The sequence below is a fragment of the Photobacterium alginatilyticum genome (genome assembly GCF_009910675.1).
In the GTDB taxonomy this organism is placed as follows: domain Bacteria; phylum Pseudomonadota; class Gammaproteobacteria; order Enterobacterales; family Vibrionaceae; genus Photobacterium; species Photobacterium alginatilyticum.
This window is the reverse complement of the sequence record NZ_RSEJ01000019.1, coordinates 15,681-32,335: the sequence shown is the minus strand read 5'-3', so window position 1 is coordinate 32,335 and position 16,655 is coordinate 15,681. Positions and strand designations below refer to the sequence as shown.

Below are 16,655 nucleotides of genomic sequence, written 5' to 3'. Positions count from 1 at the left end.
GGGTACCATGGACGGTTTATTAAAACTCTGGTCAGAGACCGGGATTGCGAACTTCGAGTTCGGACAGCTTGTAATGATCCTGGTCGGTGCCGGCCTGCTTTTCTTGGCGATCCGCAAGGGCTTCGAACCCTTGCTGCTGTTGCCGATGGGCTTTGGTGCAATACTGGCAAACATTCCGAATGCCGGCTTTACCGAGCCGGGCGGTCTGCTCTATTACATCTACTATGTCGGGATTGAAACCGGGGTCTTCCCGCTGTTGATCTTCATGGGCGTCGGAGCAATGACGGACTTCGGGGCGTTGATTGCGAACCCGAAAACCCTGCTGCTCGGTGCTGCGGCCCAGTTTGGTATTTTCTTCACCCTGTTCGGGGCAATCTTGCTCAACATGGTGCCCGGGATGGAATTTACCCTGGCAGATGCGTCATCTATCGCGATCATCGGTGGTGCCGACGGCCCGACGGCCATCTTCCTGGCAAGTCGTCTGTCACCGGATCTGCTCGGTGCGATTGCGGTAGCTGCCTATAGTTATATGGCACTGGTGCCGATCATTCAGCCGCCAATTATGAAGGCGCTGACTACACCGGAAGAGCGTGTGATCCAGATGGAGCAGCTTCGCCATGTCGGCAAGGCCGAGAAGGTGCTGTTCCCGCTGGCAGTACTGTTGATGACTATCTTGTTCCTGCCTTCGGCGACGCCGCTGGTCGGTATGTTCTGTCTGGGTAACCTGATGCGTGAGTCCGGGGTCGTCGATCGCCTGTCCAACACGGTTCAGAACGAGCTGATCAATATTGTGACTATCATGCTTGGACTGGGTGTCGGCTCAAAGCTGGAAGCAGACAAGTTCCTGCAGTTCGAAACCCTGGGGATCCTGGTGCTGGGTGCGGTGGCATTCAGTGTCGGTACCGGCGGTGGTGTCCTGATGGCCAAATTGCTTAACCGCTACAGCAAGGAAGATATCAACCCACTTATTGGTGCGGCGGGCGTATCAGCGGTACCGATGGCGGCACGGGTTGTTAACAAGGTCGGCCTCGAGGCTAACCCGCACAACTTCCTGCTGATGCATGCCATGGGCCCTAACGTGGCCGGGGTACTGGGTTCGGCGGTTGCGGCCGGTATTTTGCTGGCTCTGGTTGGCTAACAGCATATCGACTAGGCAATACACCGGTGAGAAGCCGCTTGGATGCCAGATAAGCCTTGTTGGTTTGAAACACATTGAAACGGGTAGCAATATGCTACCCGTTTTTTTATGGTGGCAATTAGGTATATGCTCTCTTACATCAATGATCACATACCGGTATAAATCAGATAAAAAGGAAAAGGGAATGAACGCTTGTCAGCAACTCGCAATAACCCAGTTTGGTCAGCCTTCGGTATTGGCGATGCAAACTACCGAAATACCTGTACCGTCTGATAGCCAGGTGCTGGTCAGGGTCGCCTATGCCGGCGTGAACCCGATAGATGCCAAAACCCGTGCCGGGCTGGGGTGGGCTGCGCAGCAGAACAAAGATAACCTGCCCTGGGTGCCGGGCTATGACATTGCCGGCAAGGTGGTGAAAGTTGGTGCGAACGTACAGGACTTCGCTGTTGGAGAGAGTGTGGCGGGGTTTGTCGGTTTTCCCCTTAAAGGTGGTGGCTACAGTGAATATGTGGCTGTCGAGGCCGATGCGCTGAGCCGAGTTGCGAAAGGCATCCATCTGGCCAGTGCAGCAGCACTGCCGCTGGCCGGGCAAACGGCATGGCAGGCGCTCGATAAGGGACAGGCAGGCGAGAATGATCGGGTGCTGATCCTGGCCGGTGCCGGTGGCGTCGGTCATATTGCGATCCAGTTGGCGGTTGCCCGGGGAGCCAATGTGATGGCCAGTTGCTCGGCGGCCAATATGGCGTTTGTTAACGACCTGGGGGCAACGGCGGTGGATTATCACCGGGCGCCATTGGCTGAGCAGATCGAACCTGTCGATGTACTGATTGACCTCATGGGCGGTGATGTTGGTATCGCGGCATTGGATTGTGTAAAACCGGGGGGGCGGGTGGTGACCATTCCGACGATTACCGCCGATGCCGTCTGCGAGCAGGCCCGGCAGCGGGAGTTACAGGCAGAGGGGATGCTGGTGTCGCCGTCTGTCGAGCAGAACAATGCTATGATGGCCATGCTGGAGAGCGGACAGCTAAAACTGCATATCGCTTCACAATATCCGCTGTCTGACGGGGCGCAGGCGCACAGCGACATTGAGGCAGGCCATACCCGAGGCAAGATCGTACTGGCTGTAGATAGCGGCGAGTAAAGCCTGCACGGTGACTTTCTCAAAAGGTAGAATACAATCTGCCTGATTATCAATAAGTTGTTTCAATGCTAGAGTTAATGAATGGTGAATCGGCACTTTGGGTGTTGTTCACCACTGGTTTTTTGAGTGCCACCTTGCTCCCCGGAGGCTCGGAAGCGAGTCTCATTGCTACCCTCAAGCTCGGCGATAATGCGGTATGGCTCGTCGTGGCTGTGGCGACGTTGGGCAATACCCTGGGGGGAATGACGAACTACTGGCTGGGAAGATTACTGCCAGATAAAACTTCTGATGAAAAACATGGTCATAAAGCCCTGCAATGGCTGAAAAAATATGGCTACTGGTCATTGTTTTTCAGCTGGTTACCCGTTATCGGGGATCCTTTGTGTTTGGCGGCAGGCTGGTTGCGTATGCGCCATTGGCTGAGTTTTCTGATCGTCATGATCGGAAAGGCCATACGTTATGCTGTACTGGCTCTGATCGTACAAGGTTTATAATAAGGAATGCTTACGTGCAAAAGTGGATTCTAGGCGTTGCGCTATTTTCTCTTGCTGGGTGTGGAGCCCAGTTGGCGCAGAGAGACGCGGCTCCCGAGTTACCTGAAGGGGTAACGTTTATTGAACAGGTGACAGGCGGACAGCCTGACGAGCCTGTTATTCCCTATACCAAATATACCCTCGACAATGGGCTGACTGTGCTGCTGCACGAAGACAAGTCTGATCCGCTGGTTCATGTCGACATGACCTACCATGTGGGATCGGCCCGTGAAGAGCTGGGCAAGTCAGGTTTTGCCCATTTTTTTGAACATATGATGTTCCAGGGTTCCGAGCATGTCGGCGATCAGGAACACTTCCGCCTGATCACCGAGGCAGGTGGAACCCTCAATGGTACCACCAACCGCGACCGGACCAATTACTTCCAGACTGTTCCTTCCAACCAGTTGGAGAAAATGCTTTGGCTGGAGTCGGACCGAATGGGCTTCCTGTTAGGGGCTGTCTCGCAGCGCAAGTTTGAAATTCAGCGTTCGACGGTGAAAAACGAACGCGCCCAGCGTTACGAAAACCGGCCATATGGCTTGGTTTACGAACGTATGGGGGAAGCACTGTTTCCCCGTACCCACCCTTATTCCTGGCAGACAATCGGTTATATCGAGGATTTGGATCGGGTAGATGTCAACGATCTAAAGGCATTTTTCCTGCGTTGGTACGGACCGAACAATGCCACGCTGACCATTGGCGGTGATATTGATGTCGAGCAGACGCTGGCCTGGGTGAGCAAGTATTTCGGCTCGATCCCGCGTGGTCCTGAAGTTGAAAAGTCGGCGAAGAAACCAGTGACGATCGACGCCGATCGCTATCTGACCCTGGAAGACAAAATTCAGCAACCTATGCTGCTGATGGCGTGGCCGACTTCCTATAACGGTGCCGAGGATGAAGCCTCGCTGGATATGCTGGCGCGGGTTATCGGCGGTGGCAAGAACAGCCTGTTGTACCAGAACCTGGTCAAGACGGGCGAAGTGGTCGACGCCGGTGCCTTTCATGACTGTGCCGAGCTGGCCTGTACCATGTATGTCTACGCCATGGGGCAGAGCGGCAATAAAGGAAACCTGAAAGATCTGCGCCAGAAAGTCACGACGGTACTGGACGGACTTGAGCAGCGCGGTATCAACAGCAAAGAGCTTAACGAGCTCAAGGGCATGGTTGAAGCCAACGCGATCTTTGGTCTGCAGAGTGTCAGTGGCAAAGTTTCTCAGCTGGCGGCCTACCAGACTTTCTTTGATAACCCGAATTACCTGAGTGTCGAGCTGGGCAATCTCCGGGCGGTGACAACCACCAGTATGGAGCAGGCCTACATGCGTTACATCAACGGTAATCCTAGCGTCACCCTGAGTGTTGTTCCCAAGGGGAATACGGCGATTCAGGCCGCCAAGCCTAACTATGCACCGCCTTCCCGGATCATCGGCGAGCACCAGAAAGTGGCAGATAACGAGTTGCTGCTCAGGGAGCCGGCTGATGACTTCGACCGTTCGGTGATGCCACAACCGTCTTCGCCGGTTGAGTCTGTGATGCCCGAACTGTATCAGTTTGAGCTGGCGAACGGGATCAAGGTACTGGGAACCAAATACCGTGAAACGCCGACAGTCGAACTGCAAATGGTGATCCCAGCCGGCCGACGTTTCGAGCCTGCCGGGAAAACCGGGCTGGCGCAGCTCACTGCCTCGATGATGGGCGAGGCCAGTACAAAGTCTTCTGCCGAGGAGCTGTCATCACGGCTAGATAGCCTGGGCAGTACGGTGAGCTTCAGTGCCGGTTTGTATGGCACGGTTGTGTCTGTCACGTCACTGGAGAAGAACCTGCCTCAGACGTTGGCCATCATGGAGGAGCGCCTGTTCAACCCGGCCTTTGATCCGGTTGATTTTGAGCGCGTCAAACAGCAGGCCCTTGAAGGCGTTGTTTATGAGCACCAGCGCCCGTCGTGGCTTGCTGGCCAGGCAACCCGTGAAGTCTTGTTCCGCGGAACCAGCTTTAGCTTGCCGCCGGAAGGCACCAAGGACTCGTTGGAAGCGATTTCGCTTGATGATGTCAAAGCCTTCTATCGTCGATACTACACCCCGAACGGGGCCGATATTGTGGTGGTTGGCGATATCAACTCGAAGCAGCTGACCTCTCAGCTCGACTTCCTGGCTAACTGGCAGGGCATGCCCGAGCCGACATATGCGCCGCAGGGACTGCCGAACCTTCCCCAGCAGACGCTGTGGATGGTCGACAAACCGGGCGCACCACAAACCGTGATCCGCCTGGTGCGCCAGGGGCTGCCGTTTGATGCGACCGGGGAACTGTTTGAAACCCAGCTGGCGAACTTCAATCTGGCCGGTAACTTCAATAGCCGTATCAACTTAAATCTGCGTGAGGACAAAGGCTACACTTATGGTGCCGGCGGTTACCAGAGTGGCGGCAAGGAAGTCGGGTTGTCTGTCTACTATGCCCAGGTTCGCGCCGATGCCAGCCTGGCCTCGCTCAAGGAGTTTCTTGCCGAGCTGGAGAAAATGAGCTCGGAGGGCGTCACTGACGAGGAAGTGGCCTTTATGCGCCTGGCGGTCGGACAGAAAGATGCCCTGAACTATGAAACGCCGGGTAAGAAGGCCCAGCTACTGGGGCAGATCCTGACCTATTCACTGCCGGAGAACTTTGTCGATACCCGTAACGATATTGTTGTGAGTATCAGCAAGTCACGACTCAATGAGCTGGCGTCAACCTGGTTTAATCCAAAGGATTATCAAATAATCGTTGTCGGTGATGCCAAGTCGCTGACGCCGCAGTTTGAAACGCTGGGGATCCCGATTAAGGTGCTGGAGCCGCAGAAGTAGCGGCGATAGTGGTCTTACCCTGAATGAAGCCAGCATGCAAAGTGCTGGCTTTTTACTGCTTTTATGTAACAGAGAGCAAAGTGCGGATGGTCATGATTGTTTCTGGCCTGTAAAACTGTTTCGCACTAATAATCGTGGTAATCGTAAAAAATAATGATTACTCTAGCTCACTTATTAAGTTAATGATTGAGAATGGCCTTGATGGATTTTTCACAAAGGTTGCAGCAGATTTCTGCTAATCCTGATGCACTGACTCAGATAGGGCGTGGCTTGGAACGAGAAGCGCTACGTATGACACCGCAAGGAGACCTGTCTGCACAGCCGCACCCTGCCGGACTGGGTTCGGCATTAACCAACAAATGGGTAACGACAGATTTTGCCGAGTCGTTGTTGGAGTTTATTACGCCGGTGTCGCATGATGTTGACAGTTTGTTGACGCAGCTAAGTGATATTCATCAGTTCACCTACAGTAAACTGGATCAGGAAAGCCTGTGGCCAATGTCGATGCCGTGTTTTGTCGGTAAGGAAGACGATATTACCCTGGCGCAATACGGTAGCTCGAATAGCGGCCGCATGAAGACGCTATATCGCGAGGGGCTGAAGCACCGCTACGGCAGCGTGATGCAGGTGATTTCCGGGGTGCATTTTAACTTTTCGTTTCCGGATGAATTTTGGCAGCAGCTGTTTGGCGATCAGGCCGAACAGGAGCGCCGCGATTCCGTGTCAGATGCCTATTTTGGCCTGATCCGTAACTACTACCGCTTTGGCTGGTTGATCCCGTATCTGTTCGGTGCCTCTCCGGCGCTGTGCGGCTCGTTCCTCAACAAGAGTGCCTCTGCACTCAATTTTGAAAAAGTGGGGTGCGGAACGTATTTCTTGCCTAATGCAACGGCATTACGCCTGAGTGATCTTGGTTACACCAACCATGAACAAAGTTCGCTGAAGATTGGCTTCAACAGCCTTGACCAGTATCTGGAAGGACTGCAGAAAGCGATTCGTACTCCGTCCGAAGAGTTTGCCAGCATCGGGGTGAAGGTCGACGGAGAGTACCGTCAGCTAAATACTAACGTGCTGCAAATCGAGAACGAGCTGTATGCACCAATCCGTCCTAAGCGTGTTGCTGCCGACGGCGAGAAACCTTCCGAAGCGTTGAGCCGTGGCGGTGTTGAGTATATTGAAGTGCGCTCGCTGGATGTGAACCCGTTCAGTCCGATTGGGATAACGGCCGATCAGGTCCGTTTCCTGGACTTGTTCCTGACCTGGGCTGTGTTGTCACCGTCGGATCAGATGGACGATGCCGAGCTTGAATGCTGGCGCGATAACTGGAACCGTGTGGTGCTTGATGGCCGTAATCCCGAGTTGCTGCTAAAGATCGGCTGTAACGGTGAACGTCTGACTGTTCAGAAGTGGGGCCAGCGTGTGTTTGCCGAACTGGAACAGGTTGCTCTGGCGATGGACGCCGCTGCCGGAAATGACAGCTACCAGCAGACTATCTTGCGCCTGAAAAAATGGATTGATGATCCTGAACTGACATTGTCAGCCCGGTTGCTGAACCAGATCAAACAACAGGAAGGAATTGGTCGGGTTGGATTGGAGTTGGCCAATGCTCACGCCGGTGAGATTAAAGATCGCGACTTTGCATTCTACTCACAACAAGAGTTTGAGCAGGAAGTCGAAGCGTCGAGAATCAGGCAGGCTCAGATAGAACAGAATGACAGCCAGTCTTTTGATGAGTTTCTGGATGATTATTTTGCCGACCTGAAATAGGGGGTCGGTATCGGTCTCAATTTGAGATAAAAAAATGGGCAGCTACCTTGCTGCCCGGTAATATAATTTCGCAGGGATGATGACAGCACGGCTGTCAGTCATAGGTTCTGACCGTTAATTTGTCGTTTGGTTCCGACTTGGATGAAAAAATGCGCTTTGTTTCCCGTTTGATACTGTATTCAGGCCTGGCCGTCACGCTGGCCGGCTGTGCGACGCCTCCTCCCAAAGATCAGTCTAACCTGTGCAGTATTTTCCGTGAAAAGCCGGATTGGTATGAAGCGGGGCTTGATATGCAGGAAGAATGGGGGACGCCGATGCATGTCGCCATGGCGTTTATCAAGCAGGAAAGCAGTTTTCGTCATGATGCCCGCCCACCGAAGGACTATGTCCTGGGATTTATTCCCTGGGGTAGGGTCAGCAGCGCCTATGGTTACGCCCAGGCCCAGGATCCTGCCTGGGAGGACTACCAGAAGGCAACGGGCAATGGCGGCTCGCGTACCGACTTTGCTGACTCGATGATGTTTGTTGGCTGGTATACCAGTGAGACCCAGCGGCAGCTGGGAATATCCAAGTGGGATGCCTACAATCAATACTTGGCCTACCATGACGGGCGTGGCGGCTATAGCCGTGGCACCTACCGCTCCAAACCGACCCTGATGAAAATATCGCGCAAGGTTGAACAGCAGGCGAAGGACTATGGCTGGCAACTCAAGCAGTGCCGGCAAGAATTGGAAGATAACCGTAGCTGGTGGCCGTTTTAGCCAGCGCTGACGGTGTCAGCGGCTGGGCTATGATTAACCTAGTGAGAAGACTTGGCAAAGGAGAAGGATGTAATGCCATTATTAGATAGTTTTACCGTTGACCACACCCGCATGCATGCACCGGCTGTGCGTGTGGCCAAAACGATGCAGACTCCGAAAGGGGATACCATCACTGTTTTTGATCTGCGCTTCTGTCGCCCCAATGCGGACATTCTGAGCGAGCGTGGTATCCATACTCTTGAGCATCTTTACGCGGGCTTTATGCGTAACCACCTTAATTCGGATAATGTCGAGATTATCGATATTTCACCGATGGGCTGTCGTACCGGTTTTTACATGAGCCTGATTGGTACCCCGAGCGAGCAGGATGTGGCTGCGAGCTGGACGGCGGCCATGGAAGATGTGCTGAAGGTGGAGTCGCAGGACAAGATCCCCGAGCTGAATGAATACCAGTGCGGCACTTTTAGCATGCATTCGCTGGATGATGCCAAGCAGATAGCCAAATCCATTCTTGAGCAGGGTATTGATGTCAATAAGAATGATGATCTGGCGCTGCCGGAAGCCATGCTCAACGAGCTGAGCGTGAAGTAACAGCATACAGATAGTGCAACTTGAAAAGAATAAAGCCGGCGAATGCCGGCTTTGTTGTCTCTGAACGTTATTGGTGGCAAGTGTCGCTCTAGCCCGTTTTCTGGAGCGGAGTCGGCAGGACTTTGACCAGTTTGATCATATTCTCGGAGACCTCGATGATTTCCATCTGGTGGCCGCCGACTTTGATACTGAGCTGGCTGTCCGGGATATCCTCCAGGTGCTCCAGGATCAGACCGTTGAGGGTGCGCGGCCCATCGGTTGGCAGGTTCCAGTTCAGACTCTTGTTGAGATCCCGGATATTGGCACTGCCTTCTATCATCAGGCTGCCATCCGCCTGCGGGGTGATTTCTTCTGCCAGGGTCGGGGTGATCGAGGTGGTAAATTCGCCGACGATCTCCTCAAGAATATCTTCGAGGGTGATCAGTCCCTGAATGTCGCCGTATTCATCGACAATGAGGCCAATACGCTCTTTGTTGCGCTGGAATTTCAGCAGCTGAATATTGAGCGGGGTGCCCTCCGGAATAAAGTACACCTCGTCGGCGGCACGTAGCAGGTTGGCTTTGCTGAAGTCGTTTTTATCCATCATTAGCCGGTACGCCTCGCGTACTCGTAGCATTCCGACGACTTCGTCAATAGTGTCGCGATACAGCACGATCCGGCCATGGGCTGAATGGCTCAGCTGGCGGACAATCGACTTCCAGTCATCGTTGATGTTGATGGCGGCGATATCGCTGCGCGGCACCATCAGATCTTCGACCGTGACGTTTTCCAGATCCAGAATAGACAGCAGCATATCCTGGTGACGTCGGGGGATCAGTCCACCGGCTTCGTTCACCACGGTCCGCAGTTCATCTGAGCTGAGCTTGGGGTCGTTCATGTTGTCGACCCTGAGTCCCAGCAACATCAGAAAGCTATTGGTAATGCCATTGACGAACCAGACCAGCGGATACAGCAGCTTCATCAAAATATTCAGTACGACGCTGCTGGTGTAGGAGACGCGTTCCGGGTAGAGGGCGGCAAGGGTTTTCGGTGTGACCTCGGCAAAGACCAGGACGACCAGGGTGAGGGCACCGGTCGCAATGGCGACACCCAGATCGCCGTACAGGCGCATGCCGAGAATGGTCGCAATCGCCGACGCGAGAATGTTGACGAGGTTGTTGCCGATCAGGATAAGACCGATCAGCCGGTCGGGACGCGAAAGCAGTTTTTCAACCCGCTTGGCTCCCCTGTGTCCCTGGTTGGCAAGATGTCTCAGCTTATAGCGGTTGAGTGACATCATGCCGGTTTCAGAACCGGAGAAGTATCCGGAAATGACGAGTAGTAATATCAGGAGGGAGAATAAGACTCCCGTGGATATGTCGTCCAAAAAACTATTTCCTTAACGTTTCTGTTACAAGTACTTTGTACCCTGAGTGGGTAGGTGTCAATGTTAGCATGACAATAAAAGGGGCACTTTTTATGCCCCAATGATGATCTCTTTGACGAAGCGGCTGCCGAAATATGCCAGCGTGAGCAGGAAGGCACCTACCAGGCTAAACCATACTACCCGGCGACCTCGCCAACCGAGCTGGTAATGCCCCCAAAGCAAGACGCTGTATACCACCCAGGCCAGCAATGAAAGGACGGCTTTGTGGAGTTTCCCCTGCGCCAGCATATCCTGAATAAAGGCAAAGCCGGTGATCAGTGTCACGGTCAGCAGCGAGTTTCCGACCAGAATGATCTTGAAAAGCTGCCTCTCGACCATCATTAAAGGGGGGATGTTCGGATTGATCAGCAGGCTTTTTTTATTTTTCAGCTTGTGGTCGAGCCAGGCCAGCTGAATGGCATACAGGGTGGCAATCATCAGTGTTGAATACGAAAACAGCGCCAGCGAAATATGCAGCAGCACCTGCGGATGGGCTTCCAGATGGGTGATAAAGGTGCCCGGAAGCAGGGTGGCCGCGGAGAGGTTAATCGCCGCGAAGCTGTATACGACAGGTAGCAGGAACCAAACCCGTATCCGCAGCATTGCCAGCGTGGTCAGCAGCGAAATAATCAGGCTGATCAAAGATGCCACATTCAAAATACTTAAATTCTGGCCCGGACCGCCATGAATTAAGTCTTTTAAGAGCAGGATATGCAGGGCAATAGCTGCCAGCGCACACAGGAACACTGGTTTGGTTTTAATACCATTACTGTTTGTAAGTCCTGGCACGACCAGCCCGAGGGCTAGGAAATATAAGCAAGCAGCCATTAAGGCTATCAACATATCCATAGTAAACTTAACTATTTAAGATGGTTAGAATCGGCAATTATACCTTGCTCAATGTCTCGCCGCCAATGTAATGCCCACCTGAATCTGTGGGACATGACGCAGTTCGATAGAGAACTGGGCCTAAAGTGGTCGCGATAACATGAAAGCGGGCGGGGTTATGCGGTATACTAGCCAGATCTCTCAGATTTTGTTGCGTAACGAGCGAGTAGCACATGTTCGAAAATTTATCGGAGCGTTTATCGCGAACGCTTAAGAATGTCAGCGGCCGTGGTCGTCTGACGGACGACAACATCAAGGATACGCTGCGTGAAGTACGTATGGCGTTACTCGAAGCCGATGTTGCGCTTCCTGTTGTCCGTGACTTTGTTAAGCGTGTCAAAGAGCGCGCTGTCGGTACCGAGGTATCGAAAAGCCTGACGCCGGGGCAGGAGTTCATCAAGATAGTTCAGGCTGAACTTGAAGCGGTGATGGGAGCGTCCAACGAAGACCTCGACCTGTCATGCCAGCCGCCGGCAGTCATCTTGATGGCAGGCCTGCAGGGTGCGGGTAAAACCACCAGTGTCGGTAAACTGGGTAAATTATTAAAAGAGCGCCAGAAGAAGAAGGTTCTGGTTGTTTCTGCCGATGTCTATCGCCCGGCAGCGATCAAACAGCTGGAAACGCTGGCTAGCGACATTGGCATTGATTTCTTCCCGTCATCACCGGATCAGAAGCCGGTCGATATTGCCAAGGCCGCATTGGATCACGGTAAGCTGAAGTTCTACGACGTGGTGATTGTCGATACCGCCGGTCGTTTGCATGTCGACGAAGAAATGATGGGCGAGATCAAAGACGTCCATCAGACCATCAATCCGGTAGAAACCCTGTTTGTGGTTGATGCCATGACCGGTCAGGATGCGGCCAATACCGCCAAGGCGTTTGACGAGGCCCTGCCGCTGACCGGTGTGATCCTGACCAAGGTTGACGGTGATGCCCGTGGTGGTGCGGCGCTATCGGTACGTCATCTTACCGGTAAGCCAATTAAATTCCTGGGTGTGGGTGAGAAAACCGATGCTCTGGAACCTTTCCACCCTGATCGTGTTGCCTCACGTATTCTGGGCATGGGTGACGTTCTGTCTCTGATCGAAGATCTTGAGCGTAACGTTGATAAGGAAAAAGCCGAGAAGCTTGCGAAGAAATTCAAAGAGAAGAAAGGCTTTGACCTGGAAGATTTCCGCGGCCAGCTGCAGCAGATGAAAAATATGGGCGGCATGATGGGCATGATGGACAAGCTGCCGGGTATGTCCCAGCTGCCTGACAATGTCAAAGATCAGGTCGACGACAAGATGTTCGTCCAGATGGAGGCTATCATTAACTCGATGACACCGGGAGAGCGTGAGCGTCCGGAAATCATCAAGGGTTCGCGCAAGAAGCGTATCGCCATGGGTTCAGGTACCCAGGTACAGGATGTTAACCGTTTGCTGAAACAGTTCACCCAGATGCAGAAGATGATGAAGAAGATGCAGAAGGGCGGGATGAAGAACATGATGCGCAATATGAAAGGCATGATGCCGGGTGGCGGCATGTTCCCTGGTCGCTAGGCAATTTATTACTTAGGCCTTGGGGTTATTTTCCCTTAACTGGTGAAAAAGTAGCTAAAGCGGTTGCATTCGTCAGTTTAAAGAGTAAAATTCCCGAGCTTAATTTGGCACGGGCCCCGTTTATTTCAAGCGGGGCCACTTTAATTTACAGTAATGCAAAGAGGACGATATGGTAACCATTCGTTTGGCACGTCACGGCGCTAAGAAGCGTCCATTTTATCAAATCGTTGTTGCTGATTCTCGCTGTGCACGCGACGGTCGTAACATCGAAAAAATTGGTTTCTTCAACCCGCTAGCTAAGGGTCAGGAAGAGCGTCTACGTCTAGACCTTGACCGTGTTAACCACTGGGTTGGTCTAGGCGCAACTGTGTCTGACCGCGCAGCTAAGCTAATCAAAGACGCTGCTAAAGCGGCTTAATTAGCATGTCTGGTAGCAAAGAAGCGATGAGTTCAAATAACCAAGACTACATTGTTGTCGGTAAACTGGGTGCCTCCTACGGTATCAAGGGTTGGCTCAAAGTTTTTTCCTACACAGAAGATTCCGAAAGCATTTTTTCCTATCAGCCTTGGCTTGTGAAAGTTAAGGGTGAGTGGAAAGAGTTCCGCGTTGAGTCGTGGAAACGTCATGGTCAGGGTATGGTGGCGAAGTTAGAAGGCCTGAACGTTCGTGAGGACGCTCAAATGTTTACTAACGCAGAAGTCGCTATACAGGCCGATAAACTACCGGCGTTGTCAGATGAAGAGTTCTACTGGCGCGAATTGTTTGGTATGGCTGTGGTAACAACCGAAGGTTACGACCTGGGTAAAGTCACAGACATCCTGGAAACAGGTTCAAACGATGTCCTGGTGGTTAAGGCTAACCTGAAAGATGCTTTTGGACAGAAGGAACGACTAATCCCGTTCCTCGATGAGCAGGTCATCAAGTCGATTGATCGCACTGCTCAGCGGATCGAAGTTGACTGGGATCCTGGATTTTAATCCCCGGTAATAGGTGAACAAATGAAGGTAGGCATAATCAGCCTGTTTCCTGACATGTTTAATGCCATTACCAATTTTGGGGTGACAGGCCAGGCGGTAAAAAAAGGCCTTTTGTCGGTAGAAACATGGAATCCCCGTGATTTTACCCATGACAAACACCGTACGGTTGATGATCGACCTTATGGTGGCGGACCTGGCATGCTGATGATGGTACAGCCTTTGCGCGACGCTATCCATGCTGCCAAGCAGTCTGTTGAAGGCCAGGCTAAAGTCATCTACCTTTCGCCTCAGGGCCGTAAGCTTGATCAAGCCGGTGTTGAGGAGCTGGCACAGAATGAGAATTTGATTCTGATCTGTGGCCGCTATGAAGGGGTGGATGAGCGCATTATCCAGCAAGAGGTAGACGAAGAATGGTCTATCGGGGATTTTGTGCTGACTGGGGGCGAGCTGCCTGCCATGACGCTAGTTGATGCAGTAGTCCGGTTTGTACCGGGTGTACTGGGTGACTTTGCGTCTGCAGAAGAAGATTCTTTTGCCAATGGCTTGCTAGATTGTCCGCATTATACGCGTCCCGAACTGTTGGACGGGCAGGAAGTCCCTAGGGTCTTGTTGTCTGGCAACCACAAGGACATTAGTCGCTGGCGGTTGAAACAATCGCTGGGCCGAACCTGGCTGAGAAGACCAGAGCTCCTGGAAAACCTAGCTCTGACTGACGATCAGGAATTCTTGCTCGCGGAATTTATACGCGAATATAAAGCAAGCAATTAATTAATTTAGTATCAGTTTATTCTAGGGTATACCAATGAGTAACATCATCAAGCAGCTCGAAGACGAGCAACTAAAACAAGACCTACCTACTTTTGCACCGGGCGACACTGTTGTTGTTCAGGTTAAAGTAAAAGAAGGTGACCGTGAGCGTCTACAGGCGTTCGAAGGCGTTGTTATCGCTAAGCGTAACCGTGGTCTACATTCTGCATTCACAGTTCGTAAAATCTCGAACGGTGAAGGTGTTGAGCGTGCATTCCAGACACACTCTCCACTAGTTGACAGCATTACTGTTAAGCGTCGTGGTCTAGTACGTCGTGCCAAACTGTACTACCTACGTGAGCGTTCTGGTAAAGCAGCACGTATCAAAGAGAAGCTTGCTCGCAAGTAATCTTAAGCGTAAGACGTTTATTGAAAAAGCCCACCGCAAGGTGGGCTTTTTTTATATCGCTACCCCATAACCTCTGTAGCCTGGCCTGGGTGAAAACAATCGTTATAGCCAGTTTGGACAGGTCCAGCTATTGTTCTCGCTGTCTCGCTGTCTCGCTGTCTCGCTGTCTCGCTGTCTCGCTGTCTCGCTGTCTTACAGGAAACCGGAATCGCTTTATTGTATGAGAAGCGGATGCTGCTGGCATTTGCAGAAAAAGGTGTCGCTGCATGCTGAGCAGGGTGGCAGCAAGATGGGGGAATAGTATTATTTGCATCAGATAAAAAGAAACCAGCCGATGGCTGGTTTCGTAATTGCGGGGCCGAAGAGGAGGTTGTTAAGCTGTCTCTAGCTTGCCTTTTGCTTCTTCTTCGTCAGCCAGGTCAGTTTCACCTTTGCCTTTTGAGCGCTTGATAACATAGCCTGCGATGCTGAGGGCACCAACTACACCGGCAATGGTTGACACAATCATCGGCAGACCAAAGCCTAGCTGGCTGTTGTTCAGGATGAAGGTAATACATACCGTGGTCATGAATACAGCCGGAACTGTGGTAACCCAGTGTAGCTTGTTGTGGCGAAGCAGGTAGGCCGAGGCCGTCCATAGCATCATTACGGCTGTGCTCTGGTTGGCAAAGCCGAAGTAGCGCCAGATAATACCGAAGTCAACTTGAGTCAGGATACCACCGATAACGAACAGCGGGATGGCCATTAGCAGACGGTTGCGCAGTGTCTTCTGCTCCATGTTGAAGTACTCAGCCAGGATAAGACGGCTAGAGCGGAAAGCGGTATCACCTGAAGTGATAGGCAGGATAACCACGCCCAGGAAGGCAACGATACCGCCGAAGACGCCCAACAGACCAATTGAAGAGCTGTATACCACGTTACCCGGGCCGCCGTTGGCAACCGCTTCTTTCAGTGCGTCAACCGAACCGAAGAACGACAGGGCCAGAGCACACCAAATCAGGGCGATAACACCTTCACCAATCATCGCACCGTAGAACACGAAGCGACCGTTCTTCTCGTTTTCCATACAACGGGCCATTAGCGGCGACTGGGTTGCGTGGAAGCCGGAGATAGCACCACAGGCAATGGTGATGAATAGGGCTGGCCACAGCGGCAGGTTATTCGGGTTCATGTTGGTAAACATCTGGCTCATCTCGTAGTCACCCAGCAGCGAGTGCTCGCTCGAGAAGGCAATCGCCGTGATTAGACCAACAGACATGAAGATCAACAGGGCACCGAATAGCGGATAGAAACGGCCGATGATCTTATCAACCGGGACAATGGTTGCGATGATGTAGTAGGCGAAGATGATAACCACCATCGTCGTCATCGACATGCCCATACCGGTTTGCTCGTTGACCAGGTTGGTGATCATGCCGGCAGGAGCCGATACGAAGACCACACCAACCAGCAGCAGCAGGATAATGGCAAAAATGTTCATAAAGTGTTTGGCACCATTACCCAGGTAGCGGCCTGTGATCGTCGGTACCGAGGCACCGCCGTTACGCACGGACAACATACCGGAGAAGTAGTCGTGCACCGCACCGGCAAAGATACAGCCCAGTACAATCCACAACATCGCGGCCGGGCCGTACAGGGCACCCATGATCGGGCCGAAGATCGGACCGACACCGGCGATATTCAGCAGCTGTACCAGATATACCTTCTTGTTTGACATCGGCACATAGTCAACGCCGTCTTGCTTGGTATAGGCAGGGGTTTGACGTTTTTCGTTAACGCCAAAAACTTTTTCGATAAACGCACCGTAGATAAAGTAGCCACCTACTAGCGCTGCTACGCACATCAGGAACCAGGTCATACTCTTGTCTCTCTTTTAAGATTGGACTTCCAGTTTCTAGCTTTGCGACTATCGCGCCATTTCA

The 16,655-nt window shown here is 52.5% G+C and carries 15 protein-coding genes; 12 read left to right on the top strand and 3 right to left on the bottom strand.

All coding sequences use genetic code 11. From position 1 onward, the window contains the following. Positions 1-7 precede the first annotated feature (7 nt). The 7 genes from EIZ48_RS17500 to luxS all read left to right on the top strand — a co-directional run bounded on the left by EIZ48_RS17500 (position 8) and on the right by luxS (position 8,765). Positions 8-1,138: a sodium ion-translocating decarboxylase subunit beta gene (locus tag EIZ48_RS17500; protein ID WP_075763077.1), complete on the top strand. Its 1,131-nt coding sequence runs from the start codon at positions 8-10 to the stop codon at positions 1,136-1,138. A gap of 184 nt (positions 1,139-1,322) precedes the next feature. Continuing rightward, positions 1,323-2,282: an NADP-dependent oxidoreductase gene (locus EIZ48_RS17495; protein WP_160654131.1), complete on the top strand. Its 960-nt coding sequence runs from the start codon at positions 1,323-1,325 to the stop codon at positions 2,280-2,282. Between the two features lie 65 nt (positions 2,283-2,347). Further along, positions 2,348-2,776, top strand: a complete 429-nt coding sequence (locus EIZ48_RS17490; RefSeq protein WP_160654128.1) for a YqaA family protein — start codon at positions 2,348-2,350, stop codon at positions 2,774-2,776. A 14-nt stretch (positions 2,777-2,790) separates the two neighbouring features. Beyond that, positions 2,791-5,646 carry an insulinase family protein gene (locus EIZ48_RS17485; RefSeq protein WP_160654126.1) on the top strand — a complete coding sequence of 952 codons (2,856 nt, stop codon included), beginning with the start codon at positions 2,791-2,793 and terminating at the stop codon, positions 5,644-5,646. A 201-nt stretch (positions 5,647-5,847) separates the two neighbouring features. Continuing rightward, complete coding sequence (gshA, locus tag EIZ48_RS17480; protein ID WP_160654123.1) at positions 5,848-7,413, top strand: glutamate--cysteine ligase; 1,566 nt, start codon at positions 5,848-5,850, stop codon at positions 7,411-7,413. A 149-nt stretch (positions 7,414-7,562) separates the two neighbouring features. Beyond that, on the top strand, positions 7,563-8,174 hold the full coding sequence (locus EIZ48_RS17475) for a transglycosylase SLT domain-containing protein (RefSeq protein ID WP_160654120.1): 612 nt from the start codon (positions 7,563-7,565) through the stop codon (positions 8,172-8,174). A 72-nt stretch (positions 8,175-8,246) separates the two neighbouring features. Beyond that, a complete protein-coding gene (luxS, locus tag EIZ48_RS17470) occupies positions 8,247-8,765 on the top strand; it encodes an S-ribosylhomocysteine lyase (RefSeq protein WP_160654118.1) in 519 nt (172 codons plus the stop codon). Positions 8,766-8,853: 88 nt separating this feature from the next. Here luxS and EIZ48_RS17465 read toward each other — a convergent pair whose 3' ends face one another. Together EIZ48_RS17465 and EIZ48_RS17460 are read right to left on the bottom strand one after the other, a co-directional pair. Further along, a complete protein-coding gene (locus EIZ48_RS17465; protein WP_160654116.1) occupies positions 8,854-10,131 on the bottom strand; it encodes an HlyC/CorC family transporter in 1,278 nt (425 codons plus the stop codon). Between the two features lie 90 nt (positions 10,132-10,221). Next, entirely contained in the window at positions 10,222-11,019 is a 798-nt protein-coding gene (locus EIZ48_RS17460; RefSeq protein ID WP_075763070.1) for a cytochrome C assembly family protein, read from the bottom strand. A gap of 212 nt (positions 11,020-11,231) precedes the next feature. Here EIZ48_RS17460 and ffh point away from each other — a divergent pair, with 212 nt between their 5' ends. From ffh to rplS, 5 genes are all read left to right on the top strand, one after another. Further along, complete coding sequence (gene ffh, locus EIZ48_RS17455; protein ID WP_160654113.1) at positions 11,232-12,599, top strand: signal recognition particle protein; 1,368 nt, start codon at positions 11,232-11,234, stop codon at positions 12,597-12,599. A gap of 169 nt (positions 12,600-12,768) precedes the next feature. Further along, a complete protein-coding gene (gene rpsP, locus EIZ48_RS17450; protein ID WP_075763068.1) occupies positions 12,769-13,017 on the top strand; it encodes a 30S ribosomal protein S16 in 249 nt (82 codons plus the stop codon). Next, a complete protein-coding gene (gene rimM / locus EIZ48_RS17445; protein ID WP_175577501.1) occupies positions 13,017-13,577 on the top strand; it encodes a ribosome maturation factor RimM in 561 nt (186 codons plus the stop codon). Before rpsP ends, rimM begins: the two co-directional genes overlap by 1 nt. A gap of 21 nt (positions 13,578-13,598) precedes the next feature. Further along, a complete protein-coding gene (trmD, locus tag EIZ48_RS17440; RefSeq protein ID WP_160654111.1) occupies positions 13,599-14,345 on the top strand; it encodes a tRNA (guanosine(37)-N1)-methyltransferase TrmD in 747 nt (248 codons plus the stop codon). A 34-nt stretch (positions 14,346-14,379) separates the two neighbouring features. Then, entirely contained in the window at positions 14,380-14,733 is a 354-nt protein-coding gene (gene rplS, locus EIZ48_RS17435; protein WP_075763066.1) for a 50S ribosomal protein L19, read from the top strand. A gap of 373 nt (positions 14,734-15,106) precedes the next feature. Here the strand turns inward: rplS and EIZ48_RS17430 are convergent, their stop codons facing one another. Further along, a complete protein-coding gene (locus EIZ48_RS17430) occupies positions 15,107-16,591 on the bottom strand; it encodes a carbon starvation CstA family protein (RefSeq protein ID WP_160654108.1) in 1,485 nt (494 codons plus the stop codon). Positions 16,592-16,655 lie beyond the last annotated feature (64 nt).

Excerpts from the sequence above, each read along its gene's own strand:
- ffh (WP_160654113.1), top strand. The coding sequence starts at position 11,232 with ATGTTCGAAAATTTATCGGAGCGTTTATCGCGAACGCTTAAGAATGTC.
- trmD (WP_160654111.1), top strand. The coding sequence starts at position 13,599 with ATGAAGGTAGGCATAATCAGCCTGTTTCCTGACATGTTTAATGCCATT.
- EIZ48_RS17475 (WP_160654120.1), top strand. The coding sequence starts at position 7,563 with ATGCGCTTTGTTTCCCGTTTGATACTGTATTCAGGCCTGGCCGTCACG.
- EIZ48_RS17460 (WP_075763070.1), bottom strand. The coding sequence starts at position 11,019 with ATGGATATGTTGATAGCCTTAATGGCTGCTTGCTTATATTTCCTAGCC.
- EIZ48_RS17500 (WP_075763077.1), top strand. The coding sequence starts at position 8 with ATGGACGGTTTATTAAAACTCTGGTCAGAGACCGGGATTGCGAACTTC.
- EIZ48_RS17490 (WP_160654128.1), top strand. The coding sequence starts at position 2,348 with ATGCTAGAGTTAATGAATGGTGAATCGGCACTTTGGGTGTTGTTCACC.
- EIZ48_RS17495 (WP_160654131.1), top strand. The coding sequence starts at position 1,323 with ATGAACGCTTGTCAGCAACTCGCAATAACCCAGTTTGGTCAGCCTTCG.
- EIZ48_RS17430 (WP_160654108.1), bottom strand. The coding sequence starts at position 16,591 with ATGACCTGGTTCCTGATGTGCGTAGCAGCGCTAGTAGGTGGCTACTTT.
- luxS (WP_160654118.1), top strand. The coding sequence starts at position 8,247 with ATGCCATTATTAGATAGTTTTACCGTTGACCACACCCGCATGCATGCA.
- gshA (WP_160654123.1), top strand. The coding sequence starts at position 5,848 with ATGGATTTTTCACAAAGGTTGCAGCAGATTTCTGCTAATCCTGATGCA.
- rplS (WP_075763066.1), top strand. The coding sequence starts at position 14,380 with ATGAGTAACATCATCAAGCAGCTCGAAGACGAGCAACTAAAACAAGAC.
- rpsP (WP_075763068.1), top strand. The coding sequence starts at position 12,769 with ATGGTAACCATTCGTTTGGCACGTCACGGCGCTAAGAAGCGTCCATTT.